Source organism: Leucobacter denitrificans, from assembly GCF_014396385.1.
Lineage (GTDB): Bacteria > Actinomycetota > Actinomycetes > Actinomycetales > Microbacteriaceae > Leucobacter > Leucobacter denitrificans.
In genome coordinates this window covers 160,564-182,585 of record NZ_CP060716.1, presented here as the reverse complement: position 1 = coordinate 182,585, position 22,022 = coordinate 160,564, and the positions used below count along the sequence as shown (strand labels likewise).

Below are 22,022 nucleotides of genomic sequence, written 5' to 3'. Positions count from 1 at the left end.
CTCTCAGTCGTGAAGAAATAGGTGAGTTCCGGGAGCAAACGCTGGTAACCGGAACACACCTCAAATCAACTGGAAACGCCCTCCAGTAAGCCGTCGACTAGGTGACGTCGCAGGACCTTACCCGTAGGAGTCGTCGGAATCTCATCGGTGAAGTGCACCTCGTCCGGAGTCTTTGAACTGCGGAGGTGCTGCCGAGCAAAGGCACGCACTTCGTCACTGCTGAGGCTCGCTCCTGGTTTCACTACGATGAATGCCGCGATGACAAAGCCCCACTCGTCGTTGGGCACGCCAGCTACAGCGACATCGGCAACAGCCTCGTGGCGGAAGAGCACGTCTTCAATTTCAGCGGGAGCAATATTTTCGCCGCCGCGGATGATGGTATCGTCCGCACGCCCCTTTACAAAAATGAAACCTTCGGAATCGATGTATCCGAGGTCTCGAGTTCTAAACCAGCCGTCCTCATTAACGAGTGAACCTGATTCGCGGTATTCACCGGCCACTTGTGGGCCACGGACAACGATATCCCCCTCGACACCCGGGGCGCAGGGTTCACCGTTTTCGTCTTGCACCTGAATCTCCACTCCAGGAAGCGCACGTCCCACTGAGCTCAAACGGGCCCGCACCTCAGGATCGTCACTTGCCATCGCTGTGCGGTGGTCTTCAGGACCGAGAATCGCAATCGACGAGGCAGTCTCAGTGAGTCCATACGCGTTCACGAAGCCAACGTTGGGAAAAGCTTCGAGCGCATGTTGCAGAACCGTTGTCGGTACTTTTGCCCCGCCATAAGAAATTCCGCGAAGCGTCTCGGGAGCATCCTGGCCACTCTCTTCAAGTGCATGAACGATACGCGAGAGCATGGTCGGCACCACCATAGCATTGGTGATTCCTTCCCTGCGCACAACGTCGAGCCACTCGTCCGCCGTGAAGTGATCAAGATACACAATCCGGCGGCCCGCAAACAAGTTCGAAAGCATATTAGCCACCGCGGCAATATGGTACGGCGGAACACTCACGATCGTTGCGGAGTCAGGCTCCGCTGAAGCGAAGTCCACGGATGAAAGGATATAGGACGCCAAATTCTGGTGCCGCAACAAGGCGCTCTTGGGTGCAGCTGTAGTTCCACTCGTCATGAGAATGACGGCGATATCATCAGCTTCTGACGGTGTCGCCTCTTCCTCAGCCCCATCACGGACGATGAGCTCGAAGTCGTCGAGCGACAACGCACCCTGTTCGATTCGTTGAGCATCTCTCGTCAATAACAACAAGCCGTCTTGTCGAGCAAGAATTTCATCTAACTGTTCGTTACTCAGTCGAAAGTTTAGGGGCAAAAAAGGAACGCCTGCGTACGCCGCTGAAAACAGCGCTACCGGGAATTCAGGGCCGTTACCGCCTAAATATCCCACGACTTTGGCACCGCTCTGACGGATATAAGTTGCACCGGCAAGCGCTCGGCGACGCAACTCAGCGGGACTTAAACCGTCGGCCTTGTTACCGATGAGGGTCCGGTCGCTCATTGCCGTCACAGACATGTCGAGTAGAGAAGTTATATTCATCGTGACACCCTAATCCGAAGCTGGGAGAGGTTTGGAGTCTTTCAGCGTGAGGTTTCGTCCGTTGAAAGCGATCGGGCCAGGCCCGGCTGCAATGACCAAGAGCTCTATTCCTGAGTCTGCGTCTACATAGCGCTTGCCCACTTGAATGGTCTCGCCTGCGGATGCGTTGGGCGCACTATTCGCTGTGGCGTCGTGGGTCAATTCAGCGCCGGCGGCCTCGAGAGTACCGTCGGCCTCCGAGCCACGCACGACAACGACCTGCACGCTGGAAGCCGTTGATCGCAGTTGACTGCCTACTTTAATCGCCATAATGAGAGATTTCCTCCTCGTTGAAGATTGGGTACCGATTGGAGAGTACTTGAAGCACTATACCACTTAACTGAAAGCCATACTGTAGCGGTTTGTTAAAAATGCCCACGCAACGACAAACGTGGTGCCGCAATACTCAAATAAATCAGTCGCGCCACCCTCGAGCGTTGTCGACGCATGCTCGGGTTTGCCTGTAATACAGACAGACGCACACATTGGTTGACAAGAGGAGGGTGGCACGCTCAGGCACCTTCTGGTGCTGAGAAGCTACTGAATACCGGAACTATTATTTGGTTGTTTGAAATTTGGAATGTTGTTGTGCTGGTGTTTACCGGTTGCTCACCTTACCAAACACGTTTGCGATTGGCGCCATAATGAGCGGACGTGCCGCAAACCACCCAGCAACCGTGACAAAGATCGTCAGCGCGAACAACCAGAAACCAGTCCAGTTCACTGCCTCTGTACCCGTAAACATATGGTTCAGGTTCTTTAATGCTCCCGTCGAGAACACCAGGAACACGTGCACAATAATAAAGAACACAAAGAAGAGCATCGTCGGGAAGTGCAGTGCACGAGCAAGCGGTGCTGGATAGAACTTATTTAGCTTCTCAGCATTCTTCGGCCACCACTCACTCATCCGCAAGCCCGTAATCGCTGCCAGCGGCGCCGCAACAAAGATAATCACGAAGTACATAATCTGCTGCAAGCTGTTGTAATTCACCCACCCGTTTTCCGTCGGCCAATCAAGCGTCATGTACTGCAGGAGGGCCGACAGCGCATTGGGGAAGACTTCCCAACTCGTGGGAATGACCCTCATCCAGTGCCCGGAGACAAACAAAAGCACGACGAAAAGCACACCATTGACAAGCCAGAGCACATCAAGTGACGTATGTAACCACAGGTTGATGCTGATCTTCTTGCCCCCCTTGTTCGGAGTCCAGAATGCGGGCGGTTTCTGCTGCGTGCGCACTAACAATCCAGAACGAATGATGAGCACGATCAGAAAAATATTGAGCGCATGGCTCCAACGAGCCCACCAAGGGAACCCCGGCTCCGAAGACTCCGGAAGGTCATATTCCCCCGGGTATTTCTCAAGCCATGCAGGCACACCCGGCAACGTCGTAACGCCCCGAGCTGCGAGCACGAGAACTCCAGCAACAATAATTGCCCCGATCCCGCCAAGCACTACAAGCTTCACCCACTGAGCTAAGCTCTTCTCACCGATCATGGTCGGCTCACGCTTCGGCTTCACGGGTTTCTCAACCACAGGCGTTGGCTTCGACTGCACAGGCGATTCTGCGGCTGTTGAAGCAGCCAGCCCTTGTCGCGCAGCTGGAGCAGCTGGAGCAGCTTGCGGAACCGCAACAGGTTCACCTGCACGCGCTGTCGGAGCCAGTTGAGGCGCAGAAGGTGGAGGCGCAGCCGCAGGTGGCTGTTCAACCGCGGGAGGAGCTTCTTGCTGAGGAGTCGCTACGGGACGAGTTGCCTTCGGTGCCGAGGAGGCGGGCGCAAACCCTTCTGGAGGCCACGGTCGACCGCCCATCACCCTGGGTAGGCCCCGGCGAAGGGCTACGTCTCCGGCAACGAAGTCGGCGACAGACTCCCTACTATCCGCAGTGACATTTCCGTCCACTTGCGGAGGAATAGGTGCTGGAGCGGAGTCAGCTTCAAGCTCTACTGTGGCCTTCGTAGACACCCCAGGGTCGGGAATAGGAGGTGTTACTACAGCGTTCATCGCAGCGCTCCCTGCAACAACCCCACCCTGAGGCCAAGGATCGCCGCCCGTCGTACGGGGAAGCCCCTGGCGAAGCACCTGTGAACTCGACACATCACTCCCTGCGTCAGCCTCGCCCGCGGGTTGGGCTGAAGGCTCGGAAACGGCAACTGAAACTTCTGCCGTATCCGGCACGACATTCACAGGCGGTTCACCGGCCGTCGCAGGGGCTACACTCGATTTTTGCGTCTTAGCAACGAGCTGTGCTTGTACGCCACCAGGGGGCCAAGCTTCCCCGCCAGGAGAGCGCGGCAGACCCTGACGTAATAATTCTGTGTACGTGGCCACCATTACTTCTTTCGGGCTTCGAGCGCCTTGATGAGCTGAGGTACGACCTGAAAGAGGTCACCGACAACACCAAAATCAGCAACCTCGAAGATCGGCGAATCGGCATCCTTATTGATCGCGACAATATTCTTCGAAGTCTGCATACCGGCACGGTGCTGAATCGCTCCAGAAATACCGAGGGCGATGTACAGCTGTGGTGAGACGGACACCCCAGTTTGGCCCACCTGGTGGCTTGCGGGAACATAGCCCGCATCCACTGCAGCTCGGGACGCGCCTACGGCTGCACCCAGGACATCCGCAAGTTCCTCAACGAGAGCAAACTTCTCTTGTGACCCAAGACCTCGCCCACCCGAAACAACCTTTACAGCACCACGCAGTTCCGGACGGAGCGATACCAGGGTCTCAACTTCAAACGATTCAATCTTCGCAGCAGGTTTCCCTGATGCTTCAGCCGACAGAGATTCCTGCACGAGCGGCTGTGACGCCGCCCTAGCATCAACAGAGCCCTGCCGAAGGGTGATGACCGGAGCACCAAAGGTCGAGGTCGACGAAGTGTTATAGGCGCCGCCATACACCGAATGGTTTGCAACAATGCCCAGATCATCCCGCGCAATTCCGACTGCGTCTACTGACACTGCACGCTTCGTGCGTACCGCAAAGCGTGCAGCAATGTCCCGGCCGTCGTGCGAGTGCGCCAGCACAATCGCATCGGGCTGCACTGACTGAGTAGCCCGAGTAAGCGCGTCGACCGCAGGAACCACAAGATCTGCACCCGCAGCGTCTTCTGCTACGAGTACCCGCGCAGCCCCGAGCTCCGCAAGCTCAGTCGCAAGCTCAGCTTTACCAAGGAGTAATGCGACGGGAGTGCCGACGAGCGAAGCAGCACCAATAAGTTCGGCGGCAGTCTTTGCAAGAGCACCGTCTGGGGTTGTCTCGGCGACAACAAGTATTGCGTCTTGAGCGAATTCAGCCATCGTTTTTCTCCCTTACACCAAACGGTTCTCGATAAGGAAGTCGGCGAGCTTCTCGCCCGCATCGCCCTCATCAGTAATCTTGATACCAGCTTCACGCGGCGGCTTTTCAGCCACCGTAAGCATAATCGAACGCGCAGCCTCGGGGTCATCGGGATTAACGTTTAGATCTGCCAGCGACAACGTCTCAAGAGGCTTTTTCTTCGCCGCCATAATCCCCTTAAAGTTCGGGAATCTCGGATCTGGAAGAGCCTCTGTGATCGATACCACCGCAGGAAGCTCCGCCGATACCTGCTGTACCCCACCATCGATAGGTCGCGTGCCCTTCACCTGCCTGTCAGTGATCTCGACTGAAGACAGCCCCGAAGCATGCGGAACCCCAAGGTATTCGGCAATCGCCGCCGACATCATGCCACCAGAACCGTCAGTTGAAGTATTGCCAGTGATCACGATGTCGAAGCCTGCACGCTGGATTGCTGCGGCGAGCGCCTCGGCAGTCAAAACGATATCCGCGCCCAGCAGAGCATCGTCAGCAACGTGAATCGCACTGCCGGCCCCCATCGCGAGCGCCTTACGCACCGTTGCCGCAGACCCTTCTGGAGCGAGTGACAGCGCGACGACTTCAGTGCCCTCATTGGCATCTGCATACGCTAGCGCAACCTCCATGGCGCGCTCAGTAATTTCGTCTAGCACCGCGTCACTCGCGCTGCGGTCAGCGAGACCGGTCTCCAGGTTAAGCTTGCGGTCACCAAAGGTATCAGGCACCTCTTTGACCAAGACGATCAGCTTCATTAATTTCTCCATTCCGCCGTTCGGGAAAACTACTGTGGTGTTACGCTAAAAAACGCGAGCTTATCCGTTCCTCTGCATTCGCGGCTACGCTCTAGTTGTTATCGAGAGAGGTTTGGCGTCATCCCTGAATGCGCAACCGTCTACGTGCATGTTAGGAACACTATATCGCATACCGTAAAGTGTACTGTAATGAATTCACTATTGCTTCTAGGTCAATCTCGTGGACCGAGCTCCAAAGCGTCACTTCTCCGGCGTCCCGAGTCGTTCCGGATTCCCCGTGGGTTGGTCCGCCGACGGTAAATCAGCGCTCCAAGAGAATATCCAGCATTAGGGTGTCAGATTTGGGGTTCTGACTCTCCTAACCCGAAACACCCTTTACAGCAATTGCTAGCACAGTCACCCCGCGTACCAGAGCGTCACTGTGATGAGCCAGCCTGCGTCATCTCCTGTGATTCCCAGAGCTTTGGGAAAACCAGGAAGGAGTGGAATGACGAGGGTCTGGTTCAGTGACGCGGCCAGTCCGCTCAGGGCAACGACGCCGGTGATGAACCATGGGGGCGCGGGTACCACACGCATGTGTAACGTCTCGTCTCTCTCCTACAGAAAACGGCGTTGCCCCCGGAGTGTTAGGGGCAACGCCGTGTAGTGTTATCGACCTGACCAGTTCGGCTTGCGTTTCTCCGCAAAGGCACGAGGCCCTTCCTGAGCGTCTTCCGAAGCCGATACCTCGTCCATGAGTTTGGCAGTCGCAGCCCAACCAGCAGCGTCGAGCGGGCGCTCTCCATCTACGTTGTAGCCTAAAGCCAACCGTTTGTGTGCTTGGACGGAAAGGGGGGCATTCGCACCGATTTCTTCAGCGAGAGCGATCGCCGCGTCGACGACCTCTGATTGCGGAACCACTCGGTTGATGAGGTTCAGTTCAAGCGCACGATTTGCGTCGATAGGAGCGCCCGTCAAGAGCATCTCCATGGCCACGACGGGGGCGATCCGCTGGCTCAAGCGAAAAGCTCCCCCGGCTGCTGCGACCAGTCCGACCTTTGCCTCAGTGAGGCCGAAAATGGCAGTCTCGCTCGCAACAATCAAATCGGATGCGAGCACAAGTTCCATGCCCCCACCGAGGGCCGTTCCGTTAACCGCGGCGATTGTAGGCTTCTTCACCGGATGGTTGGCGAACCCAGCGAAACTCCATTCCGCATATTTTCCATCCGGAACAATTTGCTCACCACGAGCGATTGCTTTGAGATCTGCACCGGCAGAGAATGCTTTGTCTCCGGCCCCGGTGATAACAATAGCGCGAACACTATCGTCGCTTTCTGCTTCTTCGAGGGCATCGCCGACCCCGACCCATACCGCGTGGTTACACGCGTTTCGCGCCTCCGGGCGGTTGATGGTAATGAGCATCGTGTGCCCACGACGCTCGACCAGCACCTCGTTCGTTGACTGATCAGCCATAAATGTACTCCTTTGGGTCCAATGCCATGTTTCTATTTGTTGAGTGGATCACGGGGAAGACCTAGAATCCGTTCTGCAATAACATTTCGCGTGACTTCTGATGTTCCACCGGCGATGCTGTAGCACCGAGCAAACAGGTACTCATATGAAAGTTCGGGGAACTTTCCTGTGACACCTGCTTCTCCGGCGATCGTCATCCCGAGTTCAGTGACACCCTGCGAGTGCTCGGCCGAGATAAGCTTCCCGATATTGCCCTCAACACCGGGTCCTGATGCCTGCACGGCCCGAGCTACACTACGTAAGTTCAGCAAGCGCATGGTGTGCTCTTCGACAAGCATCTTCGCGGCAGCCTGTGTTACTGCGTTATCGTTCTGCAAATTCACCTGTGAGATAAGGGCTGGCAGATCACCAGCTTCAAACGACGCACTGTTTCCTGCTCCGATCGATACACGCTCGTTCCCGAGTGTCGCCCGTGCAACCTTCCACCCGTCATTGACTGTGCCAACGACATCGGAGTCGGGAACAAACACGTCGTCGAAGAACACCTCATTAAAGAGCGCGTCCCCACTCATTTCGCGTAACGGTCGAATGTCAACGCCCTCAGCTTGCATATCTACAACCATCGTTGTGATGCCTTTATGCTTGGGAGCACTCGGATCTGTTCGGACGGTGATCAGACCTCGATTGCTGTTTTGGGCCCCACTGGTCCATACCTTTTGCCCGGTGAGACGCCAACCCCCATCAACTTTTACCGCGCGAGTCGACACTGCAGCGGCATCAGACCCGGCTCCGGGTTCACTGAAAAGCTGGCACCAGACATACTCACCGTAGAGAGTAGGGGTGACCCAACGGTCGACCTGTTCCTGCGTTGCTTGCTGAATAAGCGTGATCATGACCCAGGTAATCCCCATGTTCGGTAACTGCATGTCACCCAGCTCTTCCTCAATGACGAGCTGTTCCACGGGGTCGGCTCCTCTGCCGTAAGGCTTTGGGTAGTGGGGAAACATGTAGCCAGAATCCGCCCAGAATTTGCGCTGAGCGTCTCCGCTGAGTGCATCAAATTCTTTACGGAATTCCCTGGCTTGTACCCGGTATTCTTCTGCTTCTTCGGGCAAATCAATGCCGTATTTTCGAGTATTTCCACCGTCTGCCCACACATAGATGTCATCGAGAACCTCACGTTCGGGAGCGACAAGAGCTGCAATAGCCCGAGCACGACGCATGTATAAATGCGCGTTGTGCTCCCACGTGAACCCAATTCCGCCGTGAATTTGCACGTTCTGTTGGGCGTTTTCGATGAACGCTTGGAGCGCCTGGGTGACGGCAACATCGGTCGCAACGGTGAACTGAGTGTTGTCAGGTTTCGTGCGTGCCGCGTCCCAGACAGCAGCGATAGCTTGCTCGTTTGCAACAAGCATGTTGGCGAGATGATGTTTGATTGCTTGGAACGAACCAATGGTGCGGCCGAATTGTTCACGTACTTTTGAATATTCGAGCGCCTGCTCAAGCACGGCAGAAGAGGCGCCGATAGCTTCAGCGGAAAAGGCCAGCCGAGCAACATACCGTGCGGTCCGTCCTGCACCTTCCACGACAGTGGTCTGGTCGGATTTGAGACTGAGTTCTGCTTCTCCCAACTGCAGGGAGGGGTCGAGACTGTTTTCGATAGGGTTGAGGGCTACCGCAGCCTCTGTTGGCGCCAAAAGTACGAGATCGTCGCCGTTGACAAGAGCGACGACATCTCCAGATGCTCCCCCAATTACTGGGCCCGTGGTTCCGCTGAGGCCTTGTGAATCCACAGAGAGGTTGGCCGACAGGCCCAGCCCTACTCGGAGTTCACCGCTTGCCAGCTTCGACAAAAATTTCTCTTTGACCTCTGCGGTTCCGTGCGTTACGAGCGCTTCGGTCACTGTGACTGATGCAGCTACCCCTGAGCCGCTCAGCGCACGGCCGAGCTCTTCAAGCACCACCGCCGTCTCCGCTAGCGTGAACCCCTCGCCGCCGTCTTCTTCAGGGACGTGAAGGCCTAGTAAGAACTGCTCCCCGAAGCGAGGCCAGAGCCGCTCCAGTCCAGAATAATCTCCGTCGTATGTTGCACGAACTGTCGCAAGTGCGTCTTCGGCTCCGAGTAACGCACGAACTGATTCTGCAAGGTCCTGGTGTTCTTCTGTAATTGGTAGTGCCATGGATATCTCCACATCGTTGTGTTCAAAATGATTGAAGGTTTAAAGCGCTTTCGTTGGCAGAGGTAAGGCCCTACCTCAGCATATCATTACTGTAGTGCTTTCGGTATTCGTTGCAGGATCCATTTCCGGACGATTTTTTACGCTTACAACGGGTTTGGGGACGACGTTATGTCGTCCCCAAACCGAAGGTAGATTTTCTCCCGATCGACGAGAAACTACACGGAGAGACCGATCAGCTTGACATCAAGGTACTCAAAAATGCCCTCAGCGCCGCCTTCGCGACCCAAACCGCTATCCTTCACGCCACCGAACGGGGCGGCGGCAGACGTGGGGTTGATGTCGTTCACGCCCACCATTCCAAAATGCAACTTTTCGGTAACCCGAATGGCTGTCGAAAGGTCTTTCGTGTAGACGTAAGCCGCAAGGCCGTACTCGGTATCATTGGCCAACTCGATAACTTCTTCTTCGGTATCGAATGGGGTCACCGCCGCGATCGGACCGAAGGTCTCTTCTGACGAAATCAACATGTCGGGAGTGACGTCTGCAAGCACGGTTGGGCTATAGAAGTTTTCCCCTGCAAGGCCATCAACCGTCACCCGTTCGCCACCAGTGAGAACACGCGCGCCCTTCCCGCGGGCATCCTCGACCTGCTCCACCATCTTCGCGGTAGCGCGGTCATCAATGAGTGGTCCGATCGATACGCCTGTTTCTGTGCCACGGCCTACTTTGAGGGCCGAGACTCTTGATTGCAACGTTTCAAGGAACGTATCGTAAATCGAACGGTGCACATAGATACGGTTCGGGCTGATGCAAGCTTGCCCCATATTCAGGAATTTCACTAGCGCTGCGCCCTTCGCGGCGTGGACTGGATCGGCGTCAGGGAAGACGATGAACGGAGCGTGGCCACCGAGCTCGACAGAGACGCGCTTCATGGCTTCACTCGCTTGACCTGCGATCTTGCGGCCAACCGCGGTTGAACCCGTGAAGGTAATCTTGCGCACGTCGCGGGATTCGATAAATGCGTCGCCCACCTCGGCTGCGTGGCTCGTAGTAACTTGGTTAATTACGCCGTCAGGTACTCCCGCTTCGCGGAAAATCTCAAGGGTTGCTGCCGCGCACAGTGGCGTGAGGGCAGCTGGCTTCAGCACCGAGGTGCAGCCTGCAGCAAGCGCCGGACCAATCTTTCGGGTGATCATGGAAATGGGATAATTCCACGGCGTGATCGCTGCGATCACTCCGACTGGCTGGTGAATGGTCACAAAACGCTGGTCGGCACGCGCTGAAGGAATAGTGGAGCCGCCGATGCGGAGAGCCTCTCCGGCGAACCAACGCAAGAAATCTGCAGCATACCCCACCTCGTTACGCGAGGCCTTTAACGGCTTACCCTGCTCTTTCGTCATCAGCTGAGCAAGTTCTTCTTGTCGTTCGCGCATGAGATCATGCGCGCGTTGCAGAATCTCTGCGCGCTGATAGGCAGTCGTCTGTGACCATGCTGGGAAGGCCGCAGCGGCCGCCGCAATCGCAGCATCTGCGTCCGCGCGGCTACCGTCGGATGCATGACCGATGACTTCACCCGTGCTGGGGTCTGTGACCTGAAAACTCGCACCATCAATGGCTTCCCGCCATTGACCATTAATGAATATCGTTTGTGCTGATTGACTCATGCTTTTCCTCACTCCATTGTTTTCGTCGTGCCTACGGCGCTATCTTGCGCGAAATACTCGTAAAAATATGGCAGGGCCTAATAAAACTGAAGCCGTGCGTTACTGTGATCCTTACGGTACCATTTTCTACAATAACGTATTCATTGTCCATCTATATCAACAAAGACCCTAGGAGAGCGTCATGTCACAATCAGTATTTATTGCCCACGCGAGCCCAAGCAGTGCTGCAGAGGAGCAAGCGTTCAATGAGTGGTACACCTCCACGCACATTCCCGAGGTGCGTGCAGCAATTCCTGAGATCACCGCGGTCTCTCGTCACCGGGCATGGAATCCAGATCCCGACGCCTTCGTACGGTATGTAGCAATTTATACAGTAGAAGGCCTCTCAGCCGCCGAGGTTGCCGCCAAGCTGGGAGCCGCAGCCCCAAGCTTCAGCAGCGGACCCATGGCTGACAGCGGCGAACACGCTGCCACGCTCATTTTTGCTGATAGCACTCAGACAGAATAGCGTTACCCGTGACCGACACGAACTCTCATGTGAACAGCAACGACGCCGATCGTGCGCCCGCCCTATTCGTACACGGATTTGGTTCCACACACGAAGCTACATGGGGGGTTCCCGGTTGGCATGAACTGATGGAGACAATCGGCTACCGGGTCGTTCCTTTTGGTCTACCCGGGCACGGGGAACTGCCGGCACCGAGTGGCACTGATGACGACATGCTCGCCGAGTTGCTCGCTGTCATGCACGAATCGGGCATTACAACCGCAGTAGGTTTCTCTGCGGGAGCGCTCATGCTGCTGCGTGCCGCCGTGCGAAGTCCCGAATCATTTACTCGCCTCGTGCTCGTCGGAATCGGCGATCAAATGTGGGGCGATGCTTCTGGGTTTTCAAGCCTCGGTGACAAGCTGCTCTCACCCGAGCCAGATCCCTCTGTAGCATTAATACGTCAACTGGCTCTCCGTGCAGGTAACTCCTTGAAATCGGTTGCGGCGTACGCGAAAACCGCGGCACCTCCGCCAGCACTCTCGCGTTTGAAAGAGCTTGACGTCGAAACTCTCATTCTTCTCGGTGAGGAAGATACAGTGGGACCAGCTGATGACCTCATGGCAGCACTCCCTCACGCAACTCTCGTGACGCTCAGCCGTGTCGACCATTACCGCGCGCCAGGCTCAGCCGAGGCTATGAGCGCAGTACTCGACTTTTTGGCTCAGTAATGCCCCGGCAACACCCCAGAAGCACTCTCACGACTGGCGACTAGGGCCCGAACCACCCGGTTGTCTTCACCCAGCGCGTGCGCCGGAGGCGAGAGGGGAATCCGGGGTGGGGCCGAAACAGGAGTCATCGCATCGTCTCTGCGCTCTCCATGCCAACCTTCTCCTGGCCGTTTCCGCGTGTCGCCTGAAACGGCCAGAGAAGTTATGGCCGAAGCGTACTCCGCGGCAACACCGCTCATCGAAATATCGATAAACCTTCCACCCCCAGCGTCGATAGCTGCGGCAACTTCGTTTGCGACTTTGACACCCGTGAGGGGGTCTGCGACGGCATCCCCCATAAAGACAGGTGCGCCGCTGCGGTTTCGTCCGACGAGGCCCCCAGCCACTGCAGCATCGTCTCCGAACGCAACGCGGTGCTCTGCCCCATCTTTCGTTCCGTGCCCAGTAATGCGCACCCAAATTTTTCCGTCAGCGTGTTGGCGTTGATCATAGGCGAGCCCCCGCTGATGAAGCGCACGGGGCCGTGAGGCCTCGATAACAATATCTGCCACATCAATCAGCCGCGCCAAGAACGCTTCTCCTTCGGCACTATCTTCAATGACGCACATCAGCTTTCGGTGGCCGAGCCAGTCGAAGAAACGCTGATTGCCTTGCCGTGCGCCGTCCGGGCGGTTTGCAAATTCAACCTTTATCACCTGCGCCCCTCCTGCCGCCAGAAAAGCTGTGCTCAACGGGCCAGCCCAGAGTGCCGATAGATCTACCACGACCGCATCGCGAAGCTGCAGCTTTCGGGGTTTGGAAATTTGGACGGAAGTCCCTGCTGCTTGCCTTGCCTCGCCCAGCATCGCTGTCGGCATTCCCATCGTCGCCGCTCGTTCCACCAAAGCTCTGACCGAGCTGCTTGCAGATTGTTCCACTGCACGCCAGATATCCTGGTTTCCAATTTCAGTGCCGAGAAGAGCCGGAACGAGTTCCCGATCTGTCTCCCGGGCAAGGCTCAATGCCCCCCAGCCATCGGCCCCCTGGATCAACCTGGTGGCTCCCCCCGCCGAGGTTTGTCCTCCCCGGGTGAAATTATTCTCGCGTGCTCGGCCGCCAAGAACAACCGCGGGATCAGCGAGTGGATCTTCGTTGGATAATCCGAGCCATTGTGTCAGACGCTCGAGGTGCACTTCGAATGCGGCGTAAGCGAAGGCCGGGCTTGAGTCGGTAAACCCTCCTGGTTCTCCCGTGAGAGACATCAGCCCCGACTGAGCCCAACGAGTCAGGGCCGTCATGGTCGGTGAGTCAGGAGTCATAGCGGAGAAAGCTTCATAGGATTGAAAACACGTCCTTAACATCTTAACAACTTGCAAAAATAGTAGGCCTGGCACAGGCGACGGCCGCCATCGTTGTAAAGGGACAACGGGCACGACTTGATAGAATACGATTCTATGGTCACTCAGAAATCTAAAACGCCCCAGCGCCGGGAGCGCGGATCTATTACCCCCGATCGCATCATCGACGGGGCCTTCGCCGTCATCAAAGAATCTTCGGTCGAGAGTTTGAGTATGCCCGAGCTCGCACGCACGCTCGATGTTGGCGTCACCAGTATCTATTGGTATTTTCGCAAGAAGGATGATCTGCTCCGAGCAATGAGTGACCGTGCAGTCGGTTTACTGTACGCCCAGCTCCCGAACCCCGAAGACTTCAGCGACTGGCGAACGTTCATCGAAACGTATCAACGTACCATTCGCCGAATATTGCGCCAGGATGCAGCCCTCGCCGACCTAATCCTTATTCGACAGAATTCTTTTTCTTTAAAGGCTGGCATCCATGCATTTACACGGATCGATTTGATCCTCAAAACGCTCATGGCTGCAGGTTTTGCCCCGCTAGTTGCTTGGCAGCTGGTAAGCTCAGTCACAACATTCACGAACGGAATCGTACTCACAGAACGAACTGCGATGCTCAACGAAGCGGTCACCCTCGATGACCGGCAGACTCTCCTCATCACTGATGAGATGCCAGCACTCAAGGAACTTCTCCGTACTGAAGAAATCCAACTGGCTATGGTGTCAGACGACGATTTTGAGACGGGTCTCTCGGCGCTTCTCGATGGTTTCGAACGTCAACTCACGGCGAAATGATGCGTTTCGTTCTCAGTGAACCGGAACTATTTGAGAGCGTGGGATCGCTAACGCGGCTGCCCCACCCACCAGCGCAGCTACAGCAGCAACGATATTAAGAATCACGATGCCGTTCCACGTCGGGTACGACCCGCCATCGACTAAAACATATGTTATTGAGACAACAGCCGCAACCGCTGCACTCGATACGGAAGTACCCACCTGTCGCAGCACCGTGTTCAGCCCATTCGCTGACGCAGTCTGTTCAAGGGGCACTGCCGACATGATGAGGGTGGGCATAGCTGCATACGCAAATGCTGTGCCGATACTGACGAGAGCTGCAGCAAACGACACTTCGAGGGGCGTGTGATAAAAAATGTTCCGCGCAACGTATCCAAGGGCGATAATCACTGTTCCTGCGATTAGTACGGCCTTGCCTCCAACCCGGTTCAGCAGGTAACCATTCAGCGGCGACAATACCACCATTGCGAGGCCTGACGGCACCATCCACAGGCCCGCCTCGGTCACTGACAGTCCCAGCCCGTACCCGGTACCCAGCGGAGCCTGCAACTGTTGCATCGCTAAAAGCATGCTCACAAACAACGCAAACCCAACGAAGACGGCAGCGATATTTGTAAAAGCGACCGTCCGAGTCGCCATCGTACGAAGGTGCAGGATGGGGTCGCGGGTGCGCAATTGGAATGGAATCCATGCCGCGAGCACTACGATAGAAAAAATTGATAACCCGATCGTGGTGAACGAGGTCCATTCCCAAATCGATCCACGCGACACAACGAGAAGAACGCCCGCGATCACTACCGAGAGTGCCGTGGCGCCGATAAAGTCGAACCGTCCACCTGCCTTGATGTTTGGCCCACGCACCACAATAAGGACGGCGGCGATCAAGAGTAAGGGCACCAAAAACATGAACCCAAACACCCACCGCCAGCCCACGGCGTCGTAGATTAAACCAGATAAAGGCAGACCGAGTGCGCCACCAAACCCAAGGGTCGCACTCATCAAAGCAACTGCGGATCCGACGCGTTCAGGCGGTAACGTATCTCGAAGAATACTCATCCCGATCGGAATGAGCGCCATGCCAAAGCCCGCCAATGCTCGGCCAATAAACAGGGCGGCGTATCCGTTGGCCAGCGCGGAAATCAACGCGCCAGCTGCCATGATTGCTAGGCATACGAGCAGGATGGGGCGTTTTCCATACAGGTCAGCAAGCCGAGAAAGCGTCGGAACACTGATTGCTCCGATCAAGAGGGTGATGGTAACGAGCCAAGTCGCTGCGTCGGCAGAAACACCGAGTTCGATAGGAAAAATGGGAAGAAGGGGAATAACCAGAGTCTGATTGAGCGAGGCTGCCAGTCCACTCATACTGAGTGTTCCGCTCACAAGCCATACTGGATATTTCAGAGCGGTCCCGCGAGTCACTCTTGCACCTTCCGGTAACTGAGCCGAGCGATATTTGTCACTTTTCCATTGGGCAAGGCGATTTTTGCATCAGCAACGCAAAGGTTCCTTCCCGTATGGACCCGTCGAGCGGTGACTTTCACCTCTTCGCCGAGAGGCGCCGGACGAAGATAGTTCACGCGTAAGCTCTCGCACTCCCAGGCCGACGTCTCCTCATGCACTGCGCGAGACGCAACGTACTCGAGAATGGTCACCGCGATACCCCCATGGAGCATACCCGAGGGATTAGCCAAGTGAGGCGCCACTTTTTTGCGCAAGAAAGCTTCTCCTTCTTGCGCCTCAGGTACTCCCAGTAATGTTGCTAGCGAAAAGCCCGGCGCATCCATCTTGGGGAGACCCAGCGGTTCGTACTCTCGGCCATGGTCGATAAATCGCAAAGCGATGTGTACCGTGGAAAGCACACGATTTCCCTCGCCAAGTATCACCCCTGTGACGTTCCCGCCTACGCGTGTGACCTCCACGGTGTCTTGACGCATCGAAATAAGCTCACCGAATGACGGCATTGTCGTGGGAAAATTCATCGACAGCTCTGAGGTGACAATTCCGAATGTCGGCGAAGGACGGTTCTGCATCACGGGACCGGCGAAGACGGTATCAGCGAATACCCCGAGCGCTCCAGCACGAATCGAACCATCAAGGTCAACGGCCTCCGAACCGACTATTCCTCGTTGTTGCACAGGGCCGGGTAAATCTCTCTGAGTCATTCCGAAGAGTGCCCAGGGCGTGTACCCTTCAAGCTCGGATCTAGAGTCATGATTGGATGGACTACCCAGAGCATTTACAGAATGGGAACTCAATATTAAACCTCGCTTCGTTGCGCTCGTTATGACATGCCGCGATCGGCTCGACAGGTATGCATTCGTGACTGTTACACCCGAACGTAAGAACTCCGACGGTCAAGGTTTGTACCTGAACCGTCGGAGTTCTTACAGAAGTGTTTAAGAAACCACTCCGTTGTCCTTCGCGCTGATAATTTCCGGCCAGTCGTAGCCGAGTTCTAAGAGCACCTGCTCGGTATGCTCAGCGTACTCAGGTGCACTAGATGCTGCCGGCGTTTCCTTGTTGAAACGGATCGGGGGCGCTACCTGGCGGTACTGTATCCCGTTTTCAGACGTGTTTTGGATGAAATAGCCGTTTGCTTCGGTCTGTGGGTCATCAAGAACTTCTTTGGGGGACTTGATTGGGCTCCACGCGCCGGTCTCATCTTTAAGCGTCTCGACCCAGTAATCATATGGTTTTGCCGCAAAGTGGGCAGTAAGAATATCTGTAAGTTCTTGGCTATTTTTGAAGAGATTCTGTGCCGGAGTAAAACGTTCATCCTCTGCGAGCTCAGGCAGACCCACCCGCCGTATAAACTCTCCCCAGTTCTTGTCCGGCTGCAGAAACATCAGTTGAATCCAACGATCATCGGATGTCTTGTAGGGATGGCCTACAGCGTTAAACCCGACTCCGAGTGGAGGCTTCGGCACGAGATCAACGTCTTCGAAGAAATCTGCCGCTGTGATGTCGGGCGCGATCGTCCACATTGCCTGCGCCAGCAATGAGACCTCGACAGGAAGTGCCTCACCGGTGCGCTCACGGTGGTACAAGGCACCCAGAACACCCCCGGCAAGGGTGAGGCCCGCGGGAAGGTCTCCAAGTGCCGGGGTCTGGCGGAAGGGCATAATTGAATCAGGTGCACTGAGCGAGAACGAGTAGCCGCTCCGCGCAAAATAGGCCGTCGCGTCAAAGCCCGGCGCGCTTGCGTCCGGCCCTTCGGTACCTTGCCCTGTGCCCTGCGCAACAATCAGCCTCGGGTTTGCCGCACGCAGTTCATCTAGGTCGATCTTCGCTCTCTCAAGTACAGCCGGAAGCCAGTTGGTGAGAAATACATCTGCTTCGGAGACGAGCTTCTTGAAAATTGCGAGGCCCTCCTCGCTTTTCAGGTTGAGTCCGACGCTCCGCTTCCCGCGATTTCCCAGTTCCAGCATGAAGTCCTGGCCCGTGCGAGATTTCTCCCTAGTGAGGCCCCCCACCACCAAGGCGCGACCCGGGTCGCCGCCCCGAGTATCCTCGACCTTGACCACGTCTGCGCCCCAGTCTGCTAACGCAACACCTGCGCTTGGCACGAACGTCCATGAAGCAAGCTCCACAATCTTTACGCCTTCAAGAATATTTCCCATTAATCCACCTCACTGTGTCTGTGGCCCTCATTACCCACTTACCCGTAATAAAAGAGCGAAGAATAAGCCTTCCCTGCATGGTATACCATAAGGCTTACGAGAGTCGAGTCAGTACTAGACACGAATCGATAGTACACTCCTTTATGTCTCTTACAAGTATTACTAATCACAGTGAGGTGAGCTATGGAAAAACCAGCACCTGTTCCAAGTACGGCTAGTGCTTTCTATTGGGAACACGCTCGAAAAGGCGAACTTGTCATTCAGGGTTTTGAAGGAACCGATTTCGTTCAGTTTCCTCCAAATGATCGAGCGGAACGTTTCGATATCGACACTGACCCCATTCCGGTCCCCGTTGCCGGCACTGGGACGGTATATTCATTTTCAGTGCTTCATCAAGCATTCCATCCCGCATTCGTCGAGGACTTACCCTTAGTGCTCGCACTCGTGGAGCTTGATGATTATCCGGGTATCCGTATTCTGACCAACATCCTTGAGGCAAACCCTGAAGATATTACCATCGGCATGGCTGTCGAAGTAGTGTTCGAAGAACGAGGAGAGTACAGCCTCCCACAATTCCGTCCCAGCCAGCAGGAGGTTGCAGCATGAGTTTCGGTCGCAAAACAGCAGTTGTCGGAGTCGGTTACTCTCAGATCAGTCGCGAGCTTGGTCTGCAGGCTCGGGTACTCGCGGTGGATGCAGTCAAAGCCGCCGTAGCTGACTCCGGCATCGATATCCAAGATATCGACGGCATCTACGAGTACCCCGGCTCGACGGGTGAGGCCGCCGTCGATTTTCAACGCCTCCTCGGCATCGAGAGCCTTTCAGATTTCGGAGATTTCGCTGCAACCGGTGCCTCCGCCCTTTCGGCTGTGATCCAAGCAGAAATGGCGGTAGCAAGCGGTCATTGTGAAGTGGCCCTGGTCATTCGCGCTATCACCCGTGAATGGGGTCAAATGAGTGGGCAAACACAGTTCCCTCCTGCCGAGGGTGCCGCTCAATATCTCCTTCCATACGGAGCAGCCGGGGCTGTTCTCCCGGTCATGGGAATGCGAAAGCAACGTCGTAAATTCGAGTATGGCATTCGCGAAGAAGACTACGGCGCGATTGCTGTGAACGCTCGGAAATGGTCAGCTATGAACGAACGCGCAATGCTTCGCGATCCGATCACCATGGACGACTATCTATCGGCTCGATATGTGGCTGAACCGCTCCGACTTCTCGATTGCGATTATCCTGGCAGCGGCGCTGTTGCAGTGCTGATCACGACTGAGGAGCGCGCGAAGGATCTGAAGCAAAAACCTGTATTCATCGATGCTTCATCACACGGCACCGGCTCGCGACCCGATTGGACATTCCCTGACGATCTCTTGTTTGGTGGCACGCGTGACAGCGCACGAAAACTTTGGGAACGCTCAAGCGTTACGGTAGATGACGTCGACGTCGCCGAAATTTACGATGGATTCACTCACATAGCCATGTCCTGGGTTGAAGCTCTCGGTTTCTGCGGAATCGGTGAGTTTGGAGATTGGGTTGATGGGGGTAAAACCATTGGCCCCGGTGGCTCGTTGCCCATGAATACTAGTGGTGGGCAACTCGCTGAGGGCCGACTCCATGGGCTCGGTTTCCTTGCTGAAGCGACGCAGCAACTGCGTGGGCAACTCGGCGAGCGTCAAGTCGAAGGGGCACAGGTAGCTGTAGTTTCAAACGCCTTCGGCCCCCAGAGTGCTTCTCTGGTGCTCGTGACTGATTAGCGATTGGCCTGCTGAACACAACACGATCCCATTCAGCAAGAGACCCAAGCAGGGGGTGAGCGCGATCGCAAATCGCGCTCACCCCCTGCTTTTCCTTATCGGGCCCTATTCATGACAGGACCGAAAGCAAGCATTCGCCAGAATTTCACGCTAGCTCAATCCCCTGCCAAAAGTGTACGAACCTTACCCGTCCATCATGTTCGGTAGCCATAAAGCAATGTCCGGAAGGAATATCAGCACGAGACACGCGACTATGGCCATGGGAATGAACCAGCTCACGGAGGCGAAGACGTTGCCGAGCGTAATCTTCTGACCCATGTTTACCTCGGGGGACTACCAGTTTGTGCATGATGAACGATATCATCCCGACCGGTGGTGTAAGGATGGCCAGCTCGCCGAGAAAAACACAGAAAACCCCATACCGCATCAAAAGAAACTTCACTCCATGCTCCTACGCCTTGGAACATCCCGCCCAGGTCGGTGCCCTGATGCGATACGCCTATGTAGTTGAGAACGGTTGCCACAGGATATTTATCCGGTTCAGAGAGCGAGAGCACACCCCCGTACGTCGACGTTAGCTTTAGCGATGAGAGATCCATATCTCGAAGCGGCGTCATCTCCCTCTAAAAACGTCTGGTCCCTCGGAAGACGTGGGCTGTGTCAAGTTTTGTAGACGTGAGAACGCTTAATTATTGATTCAGTTACAGATGGTTACGCAGCTTGCTGATCATCAGCTACTGGTAGCACACGGTCGAAGAACGCGCCCATCACAGATGCAGGGGTGCGATACCCGAGCGTTGAATGACGGCGTTTACGGTTGTAGAACACTTCAATATATTCAGCAACCGCAAGCCTTGCCCTGGCACGTGTCGCATACGAGTGGTGGTGCCAGTGCTCGTTCTTTAACGACGCAAACCAGCTCTCGGCTACGGCGTTGTCCCAACACACCCCGGTTCTTCCTGTCGAGAGCCTAATATCCATCAGTCTCGCAGCGTCTGCGAACTCGGCAGAGGTGTAGGGTCTGCTGAAGCTTTGATTGACTCTTGTCCGCCAGTTCTGAGGGACTGGCTGGGAGGATATGGATCATGGCTAAATACTCGGAAGAGTTCAGAAAAGACGCCGTCGCGCTCGTCAGACAAGGCGCGACCCAGTCACAGATCTGCAAAGACCTCGGAATCTCGAAATCAGCGCTCTCAAAATGGGTGACCGATGCCGACCGAGCTGATCGTGGCCTGCCCCTCGCGGCCGAAGTGACGCGAGAGGAAGATGCTCAGATTCGTGAACTGATCAAACGTAACCGCCTCCTGGAACAAGAGAACGAGGTGTTGCGTCGGGCGGCCGCGTATCTGTCGCAGATTCATATCACGCCCCCAAAATAGTGTTCCCGCTCGTCCGAGAGATGGCTGCAGTAGGTGCCCCGATCAGGGTGCCTGTCGCGGTGGCGTGCAGGGTGCTGGGATTTACGAAACAGGCGTACTACCAGTGGGTGAAACGGCCCCATTCCAAGCGTGAACTCGAGGAGCAACATCTCATCGAGGTGTTACGCGAGATTCATGCGGAAGACCCCGAGTTCGGGTACCGTTTCCTCGCCGACGAGCTCCTCGATCTGGGCTACGAAGTGTCAGAACGGCGTGTGTGGCGGCTGTGCCATGTCGCCGGCATCCGTTCGGTAATCACGAAACGCAAGGCCCGTAACGCCCGTGCTGGCGCGCCGGTGGGTGACGATCTGGTCGAGCGTGAGTTCACCGCGGAGCAGCCGAACTTGTTGTGGCTTACGGATATTACGGAGCAGTGGACGAAAGAAGGCAGACTCTATCTCTGCGCGGTGAAAGACGTGTGGTCGAACCGGATCGTGGGCTACTCGATCGGTGACCGAATGCAAGCGGCCCTTGCTGTGACTGCGTTAGAGAACGCGGTCGAGCAGCGCGGGTATCCCCAAGGCACGATTGTGCATTCGGACAGGGGCGGTCAATTTCGTTCGCAGAGCTTCCAACACGCGCTCACCAGGCACCAGTTGCAGGGGTCGATGGGGCGTGTCGGGGCGGCGGGCGACAACGCGGCGATGGAAAGTTTCTTCTCGCTCCTGCAGAAAAATGTGCTCGACCGGAAGGTGTGGGAAACGAGACTGGAGCTTCGTCTCGCGATCGTGGCGTGGATTGAGGGGAAATATCATCGCAAGCGTCGCCAGCGTGGGTTAGGGAAGTTGACCCCGGTCGAGTTTGAAGTTGTTAATGTAAGCAGCGTCGCACTCGCGGCGTAAAGAAACCCGAGTCAAGTAAAGCTTCAGCAGACCCTCAACGTTTCGCTCGCTGGTAATC

At 55.9% G+C, this 22,022-nt stretch carries 20 protein-coding genes and 1 pseudogene; 6 read left to right on the top strand and 15 right to left on the bottom strand.

Annotation, left to right across the window (positions count from 1 at the left end):
* Positions 1–65: 65 nt before the first annotated feature.
* From H9L06_RS00865 to H9L06_RS00825, 9 genes are all read right to left on the bottom strand, one after another.
* Entirely contained in the window at positions 66–1,553 is a 1,488-nt protein-coding gene (locus H9L06_RS00865; RefSeq protein WP_187555441.1) for a class I adenylate-forming enzyme family protein, read from the bottom strand.
* A gap of 9 nt (positions 1,554–1,562) precedes the next feature.
* The gene (locus H9L06_RS00860; RefSeq protein ID WP_187555440.1) at positions 1,563–1,862 is read right to left on the bottom strand and encodes a hypothetical protein; all 300 of its coding nucleotides are present in this window, start codon (positions 1,860–1,862) and stop codon (positions 1,563–1,565) included.
* Between the two features lie 328 nt (positions 1,863–2,190).
* Positions 2,191–3,780, bottom strand: coding sequence for a cytochrome b/b6 domain-containing protein (locus H9L06_RS00855; protein WP_246454425.1), 1,590 nt, complete (start codon positions 3,778–3,780; stop codon positions 2,191–2,193).
* A gap of 146 nt (positions 3,781–3,926) precedes the next feature.
* Complete coding sequence (locus H9L06_RS00850) at positions 3,927–4,898, bottom strand: electron transfer flavoprotein subunit alpha/FixB family protein (protein ID WP_187555438.1); 972 nt, start codon at positions 4,896–4,898, stop codon at positions 3,927–3,929.
* A gap of 12 nt (positions 4,899–4,910) precedes the next feature.
* On the bottom strand, positions 4,911–5,687 hold the full coding sequence (locus tag H9L06_RS00845; RefSeq protein WP_187555437.1) for an electron transfer flavoprotein subunit beta/FixA family protein: 777 nt from the start codon (positions 5,685–5,687) through the stop codon (positions 4,911–4,913).
* 396 nt (positions 5,688–6,083) lie between these two features.
* On the bottom strand, positions 6,084–6,263 hold the full coding sequence (locus H9L06_RS00840; RefSeq protein WP_187555436.1) for a hypothetical protein: 180 nt from the start codon (positions 6,261–6,263) through the stop codon (positions 6,084–6,086).
* Positions 6,264–6,335: 72 nt separating this feature from the next.
* Positions 6,336–7,139, bottom strand: coding sequence for an enoyl-CoA hydratase-related protein (locus tag H9L06_RS00835; RefSeq protein ID WP_187555435.1), 804 nt, complete (start codon positions 7,137–7,139; stop codon positions 6,336–6,338).
* A 32-nt stretch (positions 7,140–7,171) separates the two neighbouring features.
* On the bottom strand, positions 7,172–9,322 hold the full coding sequence (locus H9L06_RS00830; protein WP_187555434.1) for an acyl-CoA dehydrogenase family protein: 2,151 nt from the start codon (positions 9,320–9,322) through the stop codon (positions 7,172–7,174).
* Positions 9,323–9,537: 215 nt separating this feature from the next.
* Positions 9,538–10,986, bottom strand: coding sequence for an NAD-dependent succinate-semialdehyde dehydrogenase (locus tag H9L06_RS00825; protein ID WP_187555433.1), 1,449 nt, complete (start codon positions 10,984–10,986; stop codon positions 9,538–9,540).
* Between the two features lie 181 nt (positions 10,987–11,167).
* On the opposite strand from H9L06_RS00825, the gene H9L06_RS00820 reads away from it, so the two are divergent.
* On the top strand, positions 11,168–11,494 hold the full coding sequence (locus H9L06_RS00820; RefSeq protein ID WP_187555432.1) for a hypothetical protein: 327 nt from the start codon (positions 11,168–11,170) through the stop codon (positions 11,492–11,494).
* Between the two features lie 8 nt (positions 11,495–11,502).
* On the top strand, positions 11,503–12,204 hold the full coding sequence (locus H9L06_RS00815) for an alpha/beta fold hydrolase (protein WP_187555431.1): 702 nt from the start codon (positions 11,503–11,505) through the stop codon (positions 12,202–12,204).
* On the opposite strand, the gene H9L06_RS00810 is transcribed toward H9L06_RS00815, so the two are convergent.
* A complete protein-coding gene (locus H9L06_RS00810; protein ID WP_187555430.1) occupies positions 12,198–13,481 on the bottom strand; it encodes a CoA transferase in 1,284 nt (427 codons plus the stop codon). The genes H9L06_RS00815 and H9L06_RS00810 overlap by 7 nt on opposite strands.
* A 156-nt stretch (positions 13,482–13,637) precedes the next feature.
* Between H9L06_RS00810 and H9L06_RS00805 the strand changes: the two genes are divergently transcribed.
* Positions 13,638–14,333, top strand: coding sequence for a TetR/AcrR family transcriptional regulator (locus tag H9L06_RS00805; RefSeq protein ID WP_187555429.1), 696 nt, complete (start codon positions 13,638–13,640; stop codon positions 14,331–14,333).
* A 12-nt stretch (positions 14,334–14,345) separates the two neighbouring features.
* Here H9L06_RS00805 and H9L06_RS00800 read toward each other — a convergent pair whose 3' ends face one another.
* From H9L06_RS00800 to H9L06_RS00790, 3 genes are all read right to left on the bottom strand, one after another.
* Positions 14,346–15,752, bottom strand: coding sequence for an MFS transporter (locus H9L06_RS00800; protein WP_187555428.1), 1,407 nt, complete (start codon positions 15,750–15,752; stop codon positions 14,346–14,348).
* Positions 15,749–16,468, bottom strand: a complete 720-nt coding sequence (locus H9L06_RS00795; protein WP_187555427.1) for a PaaI family thioesterase — start codon at positions 16,466–16,468, stop codon at positions 15,749–15,751. Before H9L06_RS00795 ends, H9L06_RS00800 begins: the two co-directional genes overlap by 4 nt.
* Positions 16,469–16,729: 261 nt before the next feature.
* Positions 16,730–17,953 (bottom strand): CaiB/BaiF CoA transferase family protein, encoded by a 1,224-nt coding sequence (locus tag H9L06_RS00790; protein WP_187555426.1) that lies wholly within the window; start codon positions 17,951–17,953, stop codon positions 16,730–16,732.
* 183 nt (positions 17,954–18,136) lie between these two features.
* Here H9L06_RS00790 and H9L06_RS00785 point away from each other — a divergent pair, with 183 nt between their 5' ends.
* Both H9L06_RS00785 and H9L06_RS00780 read left to right on the top strand, forming a co-directional pair.
* Positions 18,137–18,559 (top strand): Zn-ribbon domain-containing OB-fold protein, encoded by a 423-nt coding sequence (locus tag H9L06_RS00785; RefSeq protein WP_187555425.1) that lies wholly within the window; start codon positions 18,137–18,139, stop codon positions 18,557–18,559.
* Positions 18,556–19,704 carry a thiolase family protein gene (locus tag H9L06_RS00780; protein WP_187555424.1) on the top strand — a complete coding sequence of 383 codons (1,149 nt, stop codon included), beginning with the start codon at positions 18,556–18,558 and terminating at the stop codon, positions 19,702–19,704. Before H9L06_RS00785 ends, H9L06_RS00780 begins: the two co-directional genes overlap by 4 nt.
* Before the next feature lie 183 nt (positions 19,705–19,887).
* Here H9L06_RS00780 and H9L06_RS11885 read toward each other — a convergent pair whose 3' ends face one another.
* Positions 19,888–20,022, bottom strand: coding sequence for a hypothetical protein (locus tag H9L06_RS11885; RefSeq protein ID WP_281381628.1), 135 nt, complete (start codon positions 20,020–20,022; stop codon positions 19,888–19,890).
* Between the two features lie 393 nt (positions 20,023–20,415).
* Positions 20,416–20,721 (bottom strand): annotated as a pseudogene (locus H9L06_RS11675) (integrase core domain-containing protein); the annotation flags it as partial.
* Positions 20,722–20,786: 65 nt separating this feature from the next.
* On the opposite strand from H9L06_RS11675, the gene H9L06_RS00770 reads away from it, so the two are divergent.
* Positions 20,787–21,964, top strand: a protein-coding gene (locus H9L06_RS00770; RefSeq protein WP_382336680.1) for an IS3 family transposase whose coding sequence is annotated in 2 segments (ribosomal slippage) — positions 20,787–21,069 and positions 21,069–21,964 — 1,179 coding nt in all. Because the reading frame shifts where the segments join, the coding sequence is not laid out codon by codon here.
* The last annotated feature ends 58 nt before the right edge of the window (positions 21,965–22,022 follow it).